Annotated in this window: 15 protein-coding genes; 7 read left to right on the top strand and 8 right to left on the bottom strand. The window is 67.5% G+C overall.

Translation table 11 applies throughout. From position 1 onward, the window contains the following. Nucleotides 1–41: 41 nt before the first annotated feature. The 6 genes from ABD017_RS06025 to ABD017_RS06000 all read right to left on the bottom strand — a co-directional run bounded on the left by ABD017_RS06025 (nucleotide 42) and on the right by ABD017_RS06000 (nucleotide 5,568). Complete coding sequence (locus ABD017_RS06025) at nucleotides 42–1,832, bottom strand: DUF885 domain-containing protein (RefSeq protein ID WP_343881194.1); 1,791 nt, start codon at nucleotides 1,830–1,832, stop codon at nucleotides 42–44. Between the two features lie 108 nt (nucleotides 1,833–1,940). Then, nucleotides 1,941–2,645, bottom strand: coding sequence for a helix-turn-helix transcriptional regulator (locus ABD017_RS06020; protein WP_343881192.1), 705 nt, complete (start codon nucleotides 2,643–2,645; stop codon nucleotides 1,941–1,943). A gap of 45 nt (nucleotides 2,646–2,690) precedes the next feature. Further along, nucleotides 2,691–3,320 carry a glutathione S-transferase family protein gene (locus ABD017_RS06015; protein ID WP_343881190.1) on the bottom strand — a complete coding sequence of 210 codons (630 nt, stop codon included), beginning with the start codon at nucleotides 3,318–3,320 and terminating at the stop codon, nucleotides 2,691–2,693. A 26-nt stretch (nucleotides 3,321–3,346) separates the two neighbouring features. Then, a complete protein-coding gene (locus ABD017_RS06010; protein ID WP_343881189.1) occupies nucleotides 3,347–3,751 on the bottom strand; it encodes a GFA family protein in 405 nt (134 codons plus the stop codon). Between the two features lie 36 nt (nucleotides 3,752–3,787). Continuing rightward, on the bottom strand, nucleotides 3,788–4,399 hold the full coding sequence (locus tag ABD017_RS06005) for a DJ-1/PfpI family protein (protein WP_343881187.1): 612 nt from the start codon (nucleotides 4,397–4,399) through the stop codon (nucleotides 3,788–3,790). Nucleotides 4,400–4,695: 296 nt separating this feature from the next. Next, nucleotides 4,696–5,568 carry a 2OG-Fe(II) oxygenase gene (locus ABD017_RS06000; protein ID WP_343881185.1) on the bottom strand — a complete coding sequence of 291 codons (873 nt, stop codon included), beginning with the start codon at nucleotides 5,566–5,568 and terminating at the stop codon, nucleotides 4,696–4,698. A 156-nt stretch (nucleotides 5,569–5,724) separates the two neighbouring features. Here ABD017_RS06000 and ABD017_RS05995 point away from each other — a divergent pair, with 156 nt between their 5' ends. From ABD017_RS05995 to ABD017_RS05975, 5 genes are all read left to right on the top strand, one after another. Continuing rightward, a complete protein-coding gene (locus tag ABD017_RS05995; RefSeq protein ID WP_343881183.1) occupies nucleotides 5,725–6,657 on the top strand; it encodes a patatin-like phospholipase family protein in 933 nt (310 codons plus the stop codon). Between the two features lie 436 nt (nucleotides 6,658–7,093). Continuing rightward, a complete protein-coding gene (gene yjjJ / locus ABD017_RS05990; RefSeq protein ID WP_343881181.1) occupies nucleotides 7,094–8,467 on the top strand; it encodes a type II toxin-antitoxin system HipA family toxin YjjJ in 1,374 nt (457 codons plus the stop codon). A 66-nt stretch (nucleotides 8,468–8,533) separates the two neighbouring features. Further along, nucleotides 8,534–8,917 (top strand): GntR family transcriptional regulator, encoded by a 384-nt coding sequence (locus ABD017_RS05985; RefSeq protein ID WP_343881179.1) that lies wholly within the window; start codon nucleotides 8,534–8,536, stop codon nucleotides 8,915–8,917. A 1-nt stretch (nucleotide 8,918) separates the two neighbouring features. Continuing rightward, complete coding sequence (locus ABD017_RS05980; protein ID WP_343881177.1) at nucleotides 8,919–9,812, top strand: ABC transporter ATP-binding protein; 894 nt, start codon at nucleotides 8,919–8,921, stop codon at nucleotides 9,810–9,812. Next, on the top strand, nucleotides 9,809–11,278 hold the full coding sequence (locus tag ABD017_RS05975) for a hypothetical protein (protein WP_343881175.1): 1,470 nt from the start codon (nucleotides 9,809–9,811) through the stop codon (nucleotides 11,276–11,278). The genes ABD017_RS05980 and ABD017_RS05975 overlap by 4 nt, the downstream gene beginning before the upstream one ends. A 13-nt stretch (nucleotides 11,279–11,291) precedes the next feature. On the opposite strand, the gene ABD017_RS05970 is transcribed toward ABD017_RS05975, so the two are convergent. Beyond that, nucleotides 11,292–11,471 carry a hypothetical protein gene (locus ABD017_RS05970; RefSeq protein ID WP_343881173.1) on the bottom strand — a complete coding sequence of 60 codons (180 nt, stop codon included), beginning with the start codon at nucleotides 11,469–11,471 and terminating at the stop codon, nucleotides 11,292–11,294. 133 nt (nucleotides 11,472–11,604) lie between these two features. Between ABD017_RS05970 and ABD017_RS05965 the strand changes: the two genes are divergently transcribed. Further along, nucleotides 11,605–13,320, top strand: a complete 1,716-nt coding sequence (locus ABD017_RS05965) for an ABC1 kinase family protein (RefSeq protein ID WP_343881171.1) — start codon at nucleotides 11,605–11,607, stop codon at nucleotides 13,318–13,320. Between the two features lie 94 nt (nucleotides 13,321–13,414). Here the strand turns inward: ABD017_RS05965 and ABD017_RS05960 are convergent, their stop codons facing one another. Next, nucleotides 13,415–14,500, bottom strand: a complete 1,086-nt coding sequence (locus tag ABD017_RS05960; protein ID WP_343881169.1) for a PA0069 family radical SAM protein — start codon at nucleotides 14,498–14,500, stop codon at nucleotides 13,415–13,417. 145 nt (nucleotides 14,501–14,645) lie between these two features. Here ABD017_RS05960 and ABD017_RS05955 point away from each other — a divergent pair, with 145 nt between their 5' ends. Next, entirely contained in the window at nucleotides 14,646–14,906 is a 261-nt protein-coding gene (locus tag ABD017_RS05955; RefSeq protein WP_007082475.1) for a GlsB/YeaQ/YmgE family stress response membrane protein, read from the top strand. Nucleotides 14,907–14,916 lie beyond the last annotated feature (10 nt).

Raw genomic sequence — 14,916 nt, 5'->3', positions numbered from 1 at the left:
CTCCCTGTGAAGTTGTCTCACATATTACTACACAACTGCAGTCAGGGAGCCGGGCGTTTCGAATCGCCTTTCTTCTTTGCGCAGTCGCAGCCGTAGTCCGGCTCCAGCCCGCCCTCGGCGATGAAGCGGTCGATGCGCTGCTCCAGCAGGGGCAGGGGCACCGAGCCGGTGGAGAGCACGGTGTCGTGGAAATGGCGGATATCGAAGGCCGTGCCCAGCGCCTTTTCCGCCTTGGCTCGCAGCTCGCGGATCTTCAGGTAGCCCAGCTCGTACGACAGCGCCTGGCCGGGCCAGCTGATGTAGCGGTCCACTTCGTTGGCGATCTCGCGATCGGACAGCGCCGTGTTGACGGTGAGGTAGTCGATCGCCTGCTGGCGGCTCCAGCCCAGGTGGTGGATGCCGGTGTCGACCACCAGGCGGCAGGCGCGCCACATCTGGTAGGTGAGGTAGCCGAAGCGTTCGTAGGGCGTCTTGTAGATGCCCATCTCGTTGCCGAGAAATTCCGAGTACAGCCCCCAGCCCTCGCCATAGGCGGAGATGTAGCTGTTGCGGCGGAACGCGGGCTGGTCCGGGTTTTCCTCGGCCAGTTCCAGTTGCAGCGCGTGGCCGGGGTAGGACTCGTGCAGGGTCAGCGCCGGCACGTTGTACAGCGGGCGCGACGGCAGGTCGTAGGTGTTGACCATGTACTCGTCCGCGCCGCCGCGGCCGGAGGTGTAGTACGGCGCGATGTCGGCCGGCACCGGCACGATGGTGAAACGCGCGCGCGGCAGGTGGCCGAACAGCCGCGGCAATTGGCCGTCCACTTCCTTGGCCACCCAGGCGCTGCGCATCAAGAGCTCTTCCGGCGTTTTGGCGTAGAAGCGCGGATCGGTGCGCAGGAAATGCAGGAACGCGGGGAAGTCGCCCTGGAAGCCGCTTTCCTTCATCACCTGAAGCATCTGCGCGTGCAGCTTCGCCACCTGGTCCAGCCCGATCCGGTGGATCGCGTCGGGGCTGAGGTCGAGCGTGGTGTATTCGTGGATCTGCTGGCGATAGAACGCCTTGCCGTCAGGCAGCGCCTCGGCCGCCAGCGTGGTGCGCGCCTGCGGCACGTACTCGTTGCGGAAAAACGCCAGCAGCCTGGCGTAGGCAGGGATCACGTCGTCGCGGATGCGCTGCAGCGCCTTGCCCTGCAGCGCCTGCGCCTGCTCGGCCGGCAACGTCGCGGGCAGGTGCAGGAAGGGCGCGTACAGGCTGCTCTGGGTGGGATCGGTCAGCTCGGCCACGGCGGCGATCGACGCGTCGCGCCCGTCGAGCACGGCGCGCGGCACCGAAAAGCCGCGCTTCAGGCCCGCCCGCATGTTCGCGATCTGCTGGTCGAAATACGCCGGGATCTGGCCCAGCCGGTCGAGGTAGGTGCGGTAGTCGCCTGCCGTGCGCAGCTTGTCAGTGCCCAGGTCGTAGCCGATGTCCGACCAGAACGCCGAGTCGCTGTTGAACGGCATCTGCCAGTTCCTGAAGCGCTGGTTGGCGACGAAGTTGGCGATCTGGTCACGGTAGATCGCGTAGTTCACCTGGTCGGCGCGCGACAGCGCGGCGGTGTCGATGCCGTCCAGTTGCCTGAGCACGTCCCGCCAGTAATCCAGCCGCTGTTGCTGGCTGGCCGCATCGACGGTATCGAGCCGGCCGTTGTTGGGTTGCGATTCGCCCGACGCGATGATGCCGGCCTGCCCGGTGCGCCACGACCATTCCTGCTGGTAGATCGCGCGAAAGCGGTCGTCCGCCGTGCCCGCATGCGCCAGCGCGCTGCAGGCCAGGCCAGCCAGCAGCAGGTAACGGCAGCAACGGTTCATCACGGTCTCCGGAAAAATCGTGCGCCGATCATCGCACCGAACCGCGTGATGGCACCGTGCCGATGGATGGGCGGTGCACGACAGCGGCCTTTCGCGGCCGTGGTCCCGCTACTCGACGACGGTGTAGTGCCCGCGCATCGCCTGCAGGTAGGCGTCCAGATTGCGGCCGGTGACTTCATCGAAAAGCTCGCCGGTTTCGCGGAAATCGTCGATGCGGTCGGGGCGGAAACTGCGGAAGCTCCCGCGCAGGCGGCACCACGCGCCCAGCGTCCACTTGCCGCCCCAAAAGGCCAGGCACAGCGGCTCGATCTGCCGCGTGCTGGGGTTGCCGGCCTCGTCGCGATAGCCCAGTTCCAGCACGCGGTTGCCGCCGATGGCCGCATGCAGCTGGTCGATGCGCGCAGCGAAGGCGGTGGTTTTCTCGTCGCGCCAGGTCGGCGCGAAAATGCGCGTGCGGGTGGAGCGCTCGCGCAGGTCCGGCGGCAGCACCGCCTCGATCTTCAGCAGCGCGGCCTGCGCCCCCGCGGCCAGCCGCGCCCCGGCAAACGCGCGCACGAAGCGCGTGCCCACCACCAGCGATTCGAGTTCGTCGGCACTGAACATCAGCGGCGGGATGTCCGAACCCTTGCGCAGCATGTAGCCCACGCCGGCCTCGCCCTCGATCGGCACGCCGGACAACTGCAGGTCGGCCACGTCGCGGTAGACCGTGCGCACCGACACGTCCAGCGTCTCGGCCAGCTGGCGCGCCTGCAGCGCGGTGCGGCGACCGCGCAGGGCGTGGATGATGAGGAACAGGCGATCGGCACGACGCATTTCTCCATCATCGCCGAGACCGGCGACGGGGAAAAGCGCAGGCCCCTACGCCGATTGCGCCGCCACCAGTTCGGCATCCAGCGCGGCGGCGCGTTGCACGCCCGGGCGGGCCAGCACGCGGTCGATGTAGGCGCGGATCACCGGCAGCTCGGGCACCAGCTTGAACATGGTGGTCCAGTTGAGCGCGGTGCCCCACAACACGTCGGCGGTGCTGAAGGTGTCGCCCAGCAGCCAGGGGCCTTTTTCCAGCTGGTCGGTAAGCGTCTTCAGCATGGTGTCGTAGTCGCCGTAGCCGCAGGTGGAGGGCGCCGCGGGCTCGCGTTGCAGCGACTTGTCGGTCACCGCCGGCTCGAAGCAGGAGCCGTAGAACACCAGCCAGCGCAGGTACGGCCCGCGCAACGGATCGCCGATGGCAGGGGCCATCCCGGCGTCGGCGTAGAGATCGCCCAGGTAGATGAAAACCGCCGGTTGCTCGGTCACCAGGGCGCCGTTGTGGTGGATCGCCGGCACCTTGCCCATCGGGTTGATCGCCAGATAGGCGTCCTGGCGTTGCTCGCCGTTTTTCAGGTTGAGCGCGTGCAGCTCGTAGTCGGCGCCAAGCTCCTCGAGCAGGGCGCGGGTGCCGGCGGAGCGGCTTTGCGGCGCGTGGAAGAAGGTGACGCGTGGCTTGCTCATGGCGGTCTCCTGCGGGCAGTAGGTGGTCAAAGATGTCGCGTTTCGGCCGGCGTGGCGGTCCAGTTGTCGTGGCGACCGTCGGCAAAACGCACGGGCGCGTCGATCAGCTCCTGCGGTGACGCGTCATCGAGGCAGGCCAGGTTGATCGACACGAAGTCGCCGCCGATCGCCTCGATATGGCCACGGTCGAACGGCCGCGCGCCGCAGTGCCGGCAAAACAGGTGATGCACGCTGCGGGTGTTGAACAGGTAGTCGCACAAGGCCTCCTCGCCCGCCAGCAGGCGGAACGCGTCGGGCCGCACGATCGCGCTCCAGCGGCGCGTCTTGGTGCAGTACGAGCAGTTGCAGCGGGTGGTGCCGGCGGCCAGGTCGATATCGGCCTGGATGCGCACCGCGCCGCAATGGCAGCTGCCGTGAAAGGTCCTGGTCATGCCGGGTCTCCCAGTGAGTGTGTGTGGCCTCGCCGCTCACGCCGCGGCCGCGGCGTCGCCGACGCACCACGGCGGCATCTGCGCATGCTTGAACAGGCGGTACCAGAGCTCGCGGTCGCTGGCGCTGTAGAGATCCAGCGTGCGGATCACCTCGCGCGCAAACTCCACGCTGCCCAGGTGGCTGGCGGTGATGACCCCGCCATCGCTGACCGCCAGCACGCCGGCGTCGTATTGCGCGGCGCCGGCATACGCCGGCACATGAGCGTCGATGTGGCCGGGCCAGTTGCCGGTGTGCCGGCAATGGTCGAGCAGGCCCGCGCGTGCCAGCGCCAGCACGCCGCTGTCGATCGCCGCGACCGGTGCGCCGCCTTCGTGCACGCGGCCGATCCACGCCACCGCCTCGGCACCGTCGCCGCGCTGCCACAGGTGGCCGCCGGGCACGACCAGCAGAGCGGCGTGTTGCGTATCGATCTGCGCCAGCGTCAGGTCGGGCGACACCGTGAGTCCGCCCATCGACATCACCGCCGCGGGCGAGAAACCCACGGCCTGCACGCGCCAGTCGCCGGGACGGCGGATCTCGCACAGCGCCAGCGCCGCCTGCCAGTCGGCGAACCCTTCGAACACCAGGAAGTAAACCGTATCGCGCATGTCCTTGCCCTCCTCTGCCGGTGTTGCAGCATGGGCCGCGGCTACTGCCAACGTCGTGTCAGCAGGCGCGGACGGCATGACGCTGTTCCTTCCCCCGCTTGCGGGGACAAGATGGCAGGACTGCCATCTTGAGCAGCGAAGCTGCCCGAAGGGCGGATGCCATGGAAGGTATCCGTTCAAGGTGCCGAAGGTGGATGGGGGCGCGGCAAGCCGCGCTGCCATTGGCTTTCCACACCGGCCGAGAAGCGCCCCCTTCCGCCCTCCGGGCACCTTCCCCCGCTGCGCGGGGGAAGGAGTCAGGGCTGGGCCGCCAGGCCATAGCGGCGCTGGCGCATCCACTTGGTGATGATCCACTTCTCGCCTTTTTCCACCGGCTCGCCGCCGTGCAGGGTCAGCGGGTCGACCTGGCCCTCGCGGTTGCTGTATTCGAAATAGACGGCCATACCTTTCTTTGGCGCGACGCGCAGGCCCAGCCGGGGAAACACGGTGGCGCCGCCCTGCGCCACGTCGTTGAGGTAGATCAGCAAGGTGGACACGCGCTGGCCGCCCACCACCATCTGCGCCTCGCTGCCGGGATCGCCGGGCGTGAAGTAGTCGAAATGCGGCTGGTATTCGCCGCCCTCGCCGTAGTGCAGCACCTGCAGGCCCTCGCCGTTTTCCACCGGGCAGTTCATCAGCTCGGCAAGGCGGCGATCCAGCCGCGCGATGAAATCGTCCGCGTTGACGGGAAAGAACGTGCCCTCGCTGCTGCGCGCGGCGATCACCTCGTAGCCGCCGTGCACCGGGTCGACCGTGGTGGAGCGCTGCAGCTTGTCGGCCGAGCGGCGGATCAGCTCGTCACATTCCGCGTCGCTGAGCACGGCATCGAGCACGGCGACCATCGGCTTGGCCACGCGCAGCAGCACGCGCACGTCGCGGTCGTGGGTGGCGATGACATGGCCCGCCGGCAGGCGCGGCGGATCGGCAACGTAACCGGCGACGTCCGCTGCCGCGGGCGCGCTGGCCAGGGCCTCTCCGCGCGCCAGCGCGGCCACGGTGTCGCGGGCAAACGCCGGCTCGAAACCGTTGCGGCACATGTCCTCCACCAGGGCGGGCACGGCGCAGCCACGCGCCAGGTTGTGGACGATCCAGTCGTGCCACTGGCCGTTCAGTCGGGTGTGTTTTTCCACGATGGCTCCGGCTCGGGTCGACGACGGTGGTGCGCCGTCGCGGGCGCTCCAGTATCGCCCGCGCGGCCGCGGCTGCAAGCGCATCGCGCGGGCGGCGATTTTTCGCGCCTGCGGTTGTGCCCTACACTCGCCGCACCGCCGTCCACTGCCCGCACCATGCCGTTTTTCCGCATCCGCCTGCTGTTGCCCGTGCTGGCAACGTTCGCCCTGAGCGCCTGTTTCGCACCGCGCAAACCCGCCGTTCCCCCGGCCCTGGCCGCCCCCGCCCCGGTGAAGCTGAAGATCGGGCTGGCGCTGGGCGGCGGCGCGGCGCGCGGGTTTGCGCATATCGGCGTGATCAAGATGCTGGAGGCCAGCGGCATCCATCCCGACGTGGTGGCCGGCACCAGCGCCGGCAGCGTGGTCGGCGCGCTGTATGCCAGCGGCATGGACCCGTTCCAGCTGCAGCAGGCGGCGCTGGCGCTGGACGAGGCGTCGATCCGCGACGTGCGGCTGTTCTCCGGCGGCCTGGTGCAGGGCCGCAAGCTGCAGGACTACATCAACAAGGAAGTGGGCGACCGGCCGATCGAACGCTTGCAACTGCCGTTCGCCGCCGTGGCCACGCAACTGGAAAGCGGCCGTCGCACGGTGTTCGTGCTGGGCAATACCGGCCAGGCGGTGCGCGCGTCCAGCAGCGTGCCGGGCGTGTTCGAACCCACCGCCATCGACGGCAAGCACTACGTCGACGGCGGCGTGGTGAGCCCGGTGCCGGTGGATGCGGCGCGCGAGCTGGGCGCGGATGTGGTGATCGCCGTGGACATCTCGGCAAAACCCGACGCCAGCAATCCGGCCGACATGCTGGGCATCATCGGCAAATCCATCACCATCATGGGCCGCCAGCTGGGCGAACAGGAGCTGGCCCGCGCCGACGTGGTGATCCACCCCAAGCTGGACGGCATCGGCGCGGCGGACTTCGCGCAGAAGGATCAGGCCATCATGCGCGGCGAACAGGCCGCCCTGGCCGCGATCCCCGGCATCCGCGCCAAGCTGGCCGCGATGAAGGCGGCGCGGCAGGCGTCCACCGCAACGGCGCATCCGCCTGCGCATTGATGGCGGCGGCAGGCGGGCCCGCCAACCGCTCCAGACATCGGGCGCGGTGGCTTCACGCGCTGCCTTGGGTGAACAGCTCCACCGCACTCCGGCGTGCGTTGTCGTAGGGCGCGGCACGGGGTCGGTCTCGCTGCGGGTGATGAGCGCGGTCAGCGCCAGCGCCCAGCCATCGAATTCCACCGCAACGCGGGCCAGTGCCCTCGCCGTCGGCGGCGAAGTCGATGCCCGCGATCCAATCCTGCGGCTTTTCAACGCCGCATACGTTCGATGTCAGTGGAAAACGCGGCGGCCTATCGTTCGATGATCAGGGCGCCAGTCGGCCGGTGACGGAGATATGGTGGTACATATCTATTCAAGGCGAATGGCATATTTTGCTCAAACCGTTGATTTAATTGGCGCTTGAATAGAAATAACTATTCATGTATCTATTCATCCCATGGCCACTCAAGGTACTTCCCCTGATCATCTCGTCGACGTGCTGCGTGCGCGCCGGCTGGCCAGCGCACGCGAACTCGGGCTGGCTTTGGGCGCCAGCCAACCGACCATTTCGCGCTGGCTGGCCGCGGCCGGTAGCCAGGTCGTACGGATCGGGCAGGCACGCCGTTCGCGCTACGCCGCCACGCGCAACGTGCGCGGTCTGGGGGATCGCTGGCCGCTGTACCGCATCCAGGCCAACGGACGGCCGCAGGCGTTCGGCCAGCTGATCGCGCTGCACGGCGACGGCTGCCTGATTCGTCCCGAACAACCGGCCGATTGGCTGCGCGATGAATTCCGCGAAGGCGTTTTCCCCGGCCTGCCCTGGTTTCTCGACGACATGCGCCCGCAGGGTTTCCTGGGCCGGTTGTTCGGGCAGCGCTGCGCGCACGAGCTGGGGTTGAACGCGGATATCCTGCGCTGGAACGAGGACGCCGTGCTCGCCGCCCTGCTGCTGCGTGGCGACGATGGCCCGGGCAACTTCGTGCTGGGTGAACAGGCGCTGGAGCGCGCCCTGCGCGCCGTGCCCGAGCCTCTGGCCTGTTCGCAACGCGCCGAGCATTACGCCGCGCTGGCGCAGGCCACGCTGGCAGGCGAACGGGCCGGTTCCTCCGCGGCCGGCGAGCAGCCGAAGTTCACCGCCTGCGTTGGGGATGCGGGCGACTCGGTGCGCCACGTCATCGTGAAGTTCAGCGAGCCGGTCGAAGGCAATTCGATCGCCCGACGCTGGGCCGACCTGTTGATCTGCGAACAGCTGGCCGGTCAGTTGCTGGCCGAACACGGCGACGACGCCGCGCAGGGTGAACTGGTCTGGTCGCAGGGCAGACTCTGCCTGGAATCAACCCGCTTCGATCGGGTGGGCGCGCATGGCCGGCGCGGCTTCGTCTCGCTGGCGGCATGGAGCGATGCGCACGACGGCGTGCGCGACGGTTGGCCGAGCGCCGCCGAGCGCATGCAGCGCGGCTGCTGGCTGCAACGCGACGCGCTCGAACGCGTTCAACGTCGCTGGTGGTTCGGCCAGATGATCGGCAATACCGACATGCATTTCGGCAACCTCGGCTTCTTCCTCGACGACGCCCTGCCGCTACAGCTGGCACCTACCTACGACATGTTGCCGATGCTGTACCGGCCCGCCGCCAACGGCAGCCTGGTGCCACGCGACTATCAGCCGCCACCCCCTACGCCAGCGGCCTTGCCGCACTGGCAAAACGCCGCGATATGGGCCGACGACTTCTGGCAACGCGTGGCGCAGCACCCGCAACTGAGCGCGGACTTTCGCGCCATCGCCAACGACAACCGCATCCGGCTGGATCGTCTGCGCCAGCGCTTCGGCTGAAGCGCCGGCATATCGGGTGGGCCATCACGCTTGACATCGTCCATGTGTATTGCTGTACTGATACACATGGATGCATCACTGCTCACGATTCAACCCGGCGCCAGCGAACCGATCTATCGGCAGATCGTGGAGCAGCTGCGCCGGTTGATCGCCGGCGGGCAGCTCACGCATGGGGAATTGTTGCCATCCGTGCGCGACGTCGCCGGCTTCCACGCGATCAACCCGATGACCGTATCGCGCGCCTACGGCATCGCCGAGGGCGAAGGCCTGGTGGAGCGCCTGCGCGGCAAGGGCATGGCGGTGATCGCCCTGCGCAAAACCGCCCAGAGCGAAAGTCAGCGCCTGGCCCTGCTGGAGCCGCAGCTGCAGGCATTGGCGCGCCACGCGCACGAACTCGAATTACCCGCCGCGTCGGTGACGCGGCGGCTCGCCAAGCTGTTGGGGGAATGACATGGAAGCTGTGCTGCATGAAACCGAAACCCGCATGGCCCCGCTCGCCGCGAGTGGGCTGATCCACGCCTATGAAGGCCGCAACGTGCTTACCGGGGTCGATCTGGTGCTGGAACCCGGCAGCGTGCTGGGACTGATCGGCCGCAACGGCGCGGGCAAATCCACCCTGATCCGCGCCATGCTGGGTCTGTTCAAACCGCTGGCCGGCACGGCAACGGTATTCGGCGAACCGGCGCTGACGCTCAGTGACGACGCCAAGGCCCGCATCGCCTATGTACCGCAACAGCCTGACGCATTGGCCTGGCTGAGTGCGAAACAGATGCTGGATTTCATCGGGCGGTTTTACCCGCGCTGGGACAAGAACTTTGCGGCGAGCGCGCTGGAACGCTGGCAAATCCAGCCCAACAAGCTGCTGGCGAAACTCTCGCCGGGCGAGCGCCAGCGCGTGGACCTGATCCGCGCACTGGCTTCGCAACCCGACTTGCTGGTGCTGGACGAACCTGCCGCCGCACTCGATCCGGTCGCCCGCCGCGAGCTGCTGCGCGAGGTGGCATTACGGGCGGGCGAGTCGGGCACCACGGTGCTGTTTTCCACGCATATCGTGTCGGATCTTGAGCGAGTGGCCTCGGATGTCGCCTTTTTGCATCAGGGGGCGCTGTTGATGCGATGCGGCGTCGACGAAACCAAGGAGCGCTACGCACGCCTGTGGCTTCCCGGGCATATCAGCGCCGCTGCACCCGCCCACAGCCTGAGCCGTCGCCACCACGACGACGGCAGCCTCAGCCTGGTGGTCGAACGCGATGCGCAAGGCCGCTGGCCCGAAGCGACGACGCTACCCGGTGCACGCGTCGATGCCTTGGGCCTGGAGGATCTGTTCGTGGAGATCGCCGAATGAGTGCACTCCAGATACTGCGTATACCGTGGTATGCGATGCACCGGTCGCTGCGTTGGCTGATGCTTTTCGTGTTTCTGACCTCTGGCGCTGGTGGCATCGCGAGCGGCTCTCTGTTGTCGGACAAGCCCGGCGGCTGGAAACCCAGCCTGTTGATCTTTTGCATCGGTCAAATGTTCCTGTGGGTATCTTCCATGACGGCCGCGCTGCGGCTTGCCATCGCCACCCGCCAATGGCGGGTGCCTGGCATTCAATCGCAGCTCCTCTGCAGCCTGCTGTTATACGTCGCACTCAGCGTGTCGGTTCCTAGTGCATGGCTGGCCATGCACGGTGCACCGATAGGGCCGCCGGCCATGCTGCTGTTCTTGTGTGCTTGCGCGGGACTGGTTTTTGCCACTCTGCCTGGCTATCTGATGGCACTGGTGGGCTTCCTGCCCGGCCTGTTTGCTGCGCTGCCCGCCTACCACGTACTGCCGGATGTCAGCGATCCATCGACGGCTTTGCCGGTGGGGCTGGTGGCACTCGCCTTGTTGCTGATCTCGGGGTGGCGTGCGCAGCGGCTGCTGCTGAGCGACGTCAGCCGCGCGCCGAAATGGTCTTCGCCGCTTGCGCTGCACGTTGGCAGCCCGTGGAGCAAGCGCGAGGTTCAACAATTGCGCCTGCGTCCAAACTGGTTATCGGTCACCCCTGACATCGCCCATGCCGGCCCTTCCCAACCGGACAAAGCCATACGATTGGTATTGGGTGGCTTGTATGTGCCGCAGACCTGGAAGGGCTACGGCAAAAAGGCAGCCACGCTCATCATTACGATCGGACTCCCGTTATTCCTTTTCGCCTTGGTACAGATGCTCGTCGATCGCAACACCGTAGCCGTGGCCGCTTTCCTGGGTGGCGCACTGAGCGGAGGAACCGGTACTTTGCTGATGATGGCCGGACCCCTGATCGGCTTCGTGAGTGTGTTTGTCGTGCGCATGCGATGGCAACGGACAAGTGCCGAACTGCCGCTGCTGGCCCTGCTGCCAAGGCTGGGCGATGCACGCGGCACGCGCAGCGCCTTGCTGCATGCCGGCCTGGGCGTGCCCCTGCTGATGCACGCGCTGGTGGCATTGCTGGCGGGGGTAGCGGTTCTTTTCTGGCAAACGCACGTACGCGAATACTCGTTCTTCTTGCTGGCCCAGTTCGGCATGGCGACGATCACCGGCGCACTGGTGGTCAACATTTTCGGCGGCCGGGCGCTGGCCCTCTGGAGCAGCACATTGCTTCTTGGCCTCGGGTGGGTGCTGACGATGTTCAGCCTGACGTTGCCGATGTTGGCATGGCGCCTCGACCATCCCGTTGCCTGGGCCGGCGAACTGCTTTTGCCGCTCGCTCTGGCCTGGTTGTTACTGGTCCTGGCCATGCTATGGCTCGCACGGCGTGGCTGGCACGGGTTGCGGCAATTGCCGCACGTCTTCATGGCGAGTCAGTAGTGACCGGACACGATCATGACTCCGGCGGATCGCGGCGGCGCGTGTGCTTTACCGCACCAATGATGCCCGCCCCCAGCAGCACCACGACGCCGATACCGATCCATTGTGTCGGGGCATGCAGCAGATAGGCGGCGTACGCCAGCCCGCCGATGACGATGACCATGCCGATCAGATAGAGCGCGAATGAGGACATCGTTATCTCCCGTAGGGTGATGAAATGCCCGCGCGCAGCGGCCGCGCGGTCGGGTAGATATTGGAATGGGACCACGATCAGCACACCGTGAAAGCCCGCAACGCGTTGACGCTGCCTTGCCGCCGATCCACCGATGCTGGCGCTCCCATTGCCGGAGCCGCACGTGAGCGAATCGACCAGCCTGTCGCGGTATGCCCAGATCGGCGCGTTCCTGCTGCGTTACCGCAAGGCGGGCGTGTTCACCGGGCTGGACCTGGACGTGCAGGAAGCGGCGCTGGCGCAGGACGCCGCCGAGGTGGAGCCGGGCCAGCCGGAACACTTCGTGGATGACCTGGAAGCGCTGGGGCCCACCTTCATCAAGGTCGGCCAGGCGCTGTCGACGCGGCCGGACATGGTGCCGCCGGCGTACCTGGCCGCGCTGGAGCGGATGCAGGATGACGTGGCACCGGTGCCGGTGGCCGAGGTGCGGGCGGTGATCGAGGCCGAGCTGGGCGCGCGAATTGCCGTGCTGTTCGCCAGCTTCGACGACGAGCCGTTGGCGGCCGGATCGATGGCCCAGGTGCACGCGGCCACCTTGCGCGACGGCCGCGAGGTGGTGGTGAAGGTGCAGCGCCCGCACATCGTGCAGACGCTGCGCGAGGATCTGGCGATCCTCACCAGGCTGGCCGGCGCCGCCGATCGTCTCACCGACATGGGCCGGCGCTACGGCTTTGCCGACTGGGTGCAGGAGCTGCGCCACAGCCTGGCCAACGAGGTGAACTTTGCGCTGGAGGCGGACAACCTGCGCCGCTTCGCCGCCAACCTGCAGGGTTATCGCCACCTGTACGTGCCGCAACCGCTGGACGACCTCACCACCGAGCGCGTGCTGACGATGGATCGCGTGCACGGCATCAAGGTCACCCACGTGCCGCCGGTGCGGCGCATCGAGCATCCGCTCGAGGCGCAGGCGCAGGAGTTGCTGCGCGCCTATCTGGACCAGGTCTTCGTGCACGGCCTGGTGCACGCCGACCCGCACCCGGGCAACGTGCTGCTGATGGACGACCAGCGCCTGGCGCTGTTCGACCTGGGCATGGTGGCGCGGCTGCCACCGCATACGCGGCACTGCCTGCTGAAACTGATGCTGGGCGCAATTGGTGGCAATGGCGACCAGGTGGGCGAGATCAGCGAGTCGATGGGCACGCCGCTGCAGGACTTCCGCCACAGCCAGTACCGGCGCAGCGTCGACCAGCTGGTGGCGGGCTACGCCGGCCTGCACGAGGCCAGCCGCCAGTATTCCGAGGGCCGGCTGATCCTGGAACTGACCCGGGTCGGCGCCGCCTGCGGGCTGCGGCCGCCGCCGGAGCTGACCATCCTGGGCAAGACCCTGCTGAACCTGGAGGCGGTCACCACCGCGCTCGATCCGGCACTGGACACCCGCGCCGTGGTCGAGCAGCACCTGCAACAGATGCTGCGCAAGCAGGCGCTCGGTTCGCTGTCACCGGCCAACCTGGCCAGCGAATGGCTGGACCTGCAGGAGCTGGCCCGCCGCACGCCGCAGCACATGGGCGCGATCCTGCGCACGCTGGCGGAAAACCGCCTGCGCGTGCGCATCGACGGACTGGAAGAGTCGCGCATGATGGAAAGCCTGCAGAAGATCGCCAACCGCATCGCCACCGGCGTGATCGTGGCCGCGCTGGTGATCGGCGCCGCGCTCACCGCCCGCATCCAGGGCGGCGCCAGCCTGTTCGGCCTGCCGGTGCTGTCCGCGCTGTTCATCATCGTGGCCGGCGTATTGGGCGCCGGCCTGATCCTCAGCGCGCTGCGCCGCGACCGCAAGGTGGATCGTGCGGCGGATCGGACACCTGATTGAGCCGGGAATGGGGAATCGGGAATGGCAAAAGCCGAAAACCTCGCTCAGGCGATGCTCTTCCGATTCCCCATTCCCTATTCCCGAGTCACGGGCTTCAAAACAATTCGCCCTGCGGCGACGGCTGGCGTGGCGGCACGAAGCGCGAAACATCCAGCGGCAGTTCGCGATTGCGATGAAGGCCGTGCCGGCGGCAGGCGATGTCGAAGCGCTTGCGCAGCAGGTCGGCGAACACGCCTTGGCCGTGCATGCGGGTGGAGAAGTCGCTGTCGTAGTCGCGGCCACCGTTCATCTGCTGCACCAGGCTCATCACGTGGTCGGCGCGTTGCGGTGCGTGCAGGGCCAGCCATTCGCGGAACAGCGTTTTCAGTTCCCATGGCAAGCGCACGGTAGTGTAGCCGGCGCTGCGTGCGCCGGCCGCGGCGGCGCGTTCCAGCACCGCCTCCATGTCGCGGTCGTTCAACGCGGGGATGATCGGCGCCACCATCACGCCCACCGACACGCCGGCCTCGTGCAGGGTGGCGATGGCCTGCAGACGGCGGTGCGGCGCGCTGGCGCGCGGTTCGAGCTTGGCGGCCAGGCGGTTGTCCAGCGAGTTGATCGACACGAATACCTGCACCAGCCGTTCGCGCGCCATCGGCGCCAGGAGGTCCAGGTCGCGTTCGACCAGCGCGTTCTTGGTGACGATGGTGCAGGGGTGGTGGCATTCGGCCAGCAGCTGCAGCGCGGCGCGGGTCAGCCGCCAGCGCTTTTCCACCGGCTGGTAGGGGTCGGTGTTGCTGCCGATGTTGATCGGGCTGGGCACGTAGCCGGGTTTCGCCAGCTCCTCGCGCAAGGCCTCGGCGAGGTTGCCCTTGGCGCGCAGCCTGGTCTCGAAATCGAGCCCCGGCGACAGGTTGAGGTAGCTGTGCGACGGGCGCGCGTAGCAGTAGATGCAGCCGTGCTCGCAGCCCCGATACGGGTTGATCGCCTGGCTGAAACCGATGTCGGGCGAGTCGTTGCGGCTGATCACGCGGCGGGCGCGTTCCTCGGTGACCTCGGTGCGCGGGCGCGGCGCGGCCTCGTCCAGCAGCGCGCTTTGCCAGCCGTCGTCCTCGGCTTGGTGGCGGACGGTTTCGAAACGGCCCTCGGGGTTGGAAGCGGCGCCGCGGCCCTTGAGCGCGCGCGGTTCGTACGGATTCATGCGCCCAGTGTGCCGGGCCGTTGTCTCACCGGCGGTGACTGAAGCCATGATCACAGGCGCTTTACGCGGGTGCGCGGACGCTTGGCCGGCGCGGTCCCGGGGCATCGCGCGCTATCCAACGCCTCGTCTGATCAAGGAGTTCGTGATGACTGCCACTGGATTGATCATTTTTCTCGTGATTGGCGCGATCGCCGGCTGGCTGGCCGGGTTGATCGTGCGCGGCTTCGGGTTTGGCCTGCTGGGCAACATCGTGGTCGGCATCATCGGCGCGTTCCTGGCCGGCTGGCTGCTGCCGGCGCTGGGCGTGGGTTTCAGCCTGGGCAGCCCGATCGTGACCAGCATCGTGTACGCGATGATCGGCGCGATCGTGCTGCTGGTGATCATCGGATTGATCAAGCGCGCCTGACGGTATGCGC

Source organism: Rhodanobacter caeni, assembly GCF_039523575.1.
Taxonomy (GTDB): domain Bacteria; phylum Pseudomonadota; class Gammaproteobacteria; order Xanthomonadales; family Rhodanobacteraceae; genus Rhodanobacter; species Rhodanobacter caeni.
The sequence above is the reverse complement of the archived record's forward strand: the minus strand, read 5'-3'. Positions and strand labels throughout refer to the sequence as shown.

Bases quoted from the DNA above. Each gene is read 5' to 3' on its own strand.
- ABD017_RS06025 (WP_343881194.1), bottom strand. From the start codon at position 1,832: ATGAACCGTTGCTGCCGTTACCTGCTGCTGGCTGGCCTGGCCTGCAGC.
- ABD017_RS05980 (WP_343881177.1), top strand. From the start codon at position 8,919: ATGGAAGCTGTGCTGCATGAAACCGAAACCCGCATGGCCCCGCTCGCC.
- ABD017_RS06005 (WP_343881187.1), bottom strand. From the start codon at position 4,399: ATGCGCGATACGGTTTACTTCCTGGTGTTCGAAGGGTTCGCCGACTGG.
- ABD017_RS05955 (WP_007082475.1), top strand. From the start codon at position 14,646: ATGACTGCCACTGGATTGATCATTTTTCTCGTGATTGGCGCGATCGCC.
- ABD017_RS06015 (WP_343881190.1), bottom strand. From the start codon at position 3,320: ATGAGCAAGCCACGCGTCACCTTCTTCCACGCGCCGCAAAGCCGCTCC.
- yjjJ (WP_343881181.1), top strand. From the start codon at position 7,094: ATGGCCACTCAAGGTACTTCCCCTGATCATCTCGTCGACGTGCTGCGT.
- ABD017_RS05985 (WP_343881179.1), top strand. From the start codon at position 8,534: ATGGATGCATCACTGCTCACGATTCAACCCGGCGCCAGCGAACCGATC.
- ABD017_RS05960 (WP_343881169.1), bottom strand. From the start codon at position 14,500: ATGAATCCGTACGAACCGCGCGCGCTCAAGGGCCGCGGCGCCGCTTCC.
- ABD017_RS05995 (WP_343881183.1), top strand. From the start codon at position 5,725: ATGCCGTTTTTCCGCATCCGCCTGCTGTTGCCCGTGCTGGCAACGTTC.
- ABD017_RS05970 (WP_343881173.1), bottom strand. From the start codon at position 11,471: ATGTCCTCATTCGCGCTCTATCTGATCGGCATGGTCATCGTCATCGGC.
- ABD017_RS06010 (WP_343881189.1), bottom strand. From the start codon at position 3,751: ATGACCAGGACCTTTCACGGCAGCTGCCATTGCGGCGCGGTGCGCATC.
- ABD017_RS06020 (WP_343881192.1), bottom strand. From the start codon at position 2,645: ATGCGTCGTGCCGATCGCCTGTTCCTCATCATCCACGCCCTGCGCGGT.
- ABD017_RS05965 (WP_343881171.1), top strand. From the start codon at position 11,605: ATGCTGGCGCTCCCATTGCCGGAGCCGCACGTGAGCGAATCGACCAGC.
- ABD017_RS05975 (WP_343881175.1), top strand. From the start codon at position 9,809: ATGAGTGCACTCCAGATACTGCGTATACCGTGGTATGCGATGCACCGG.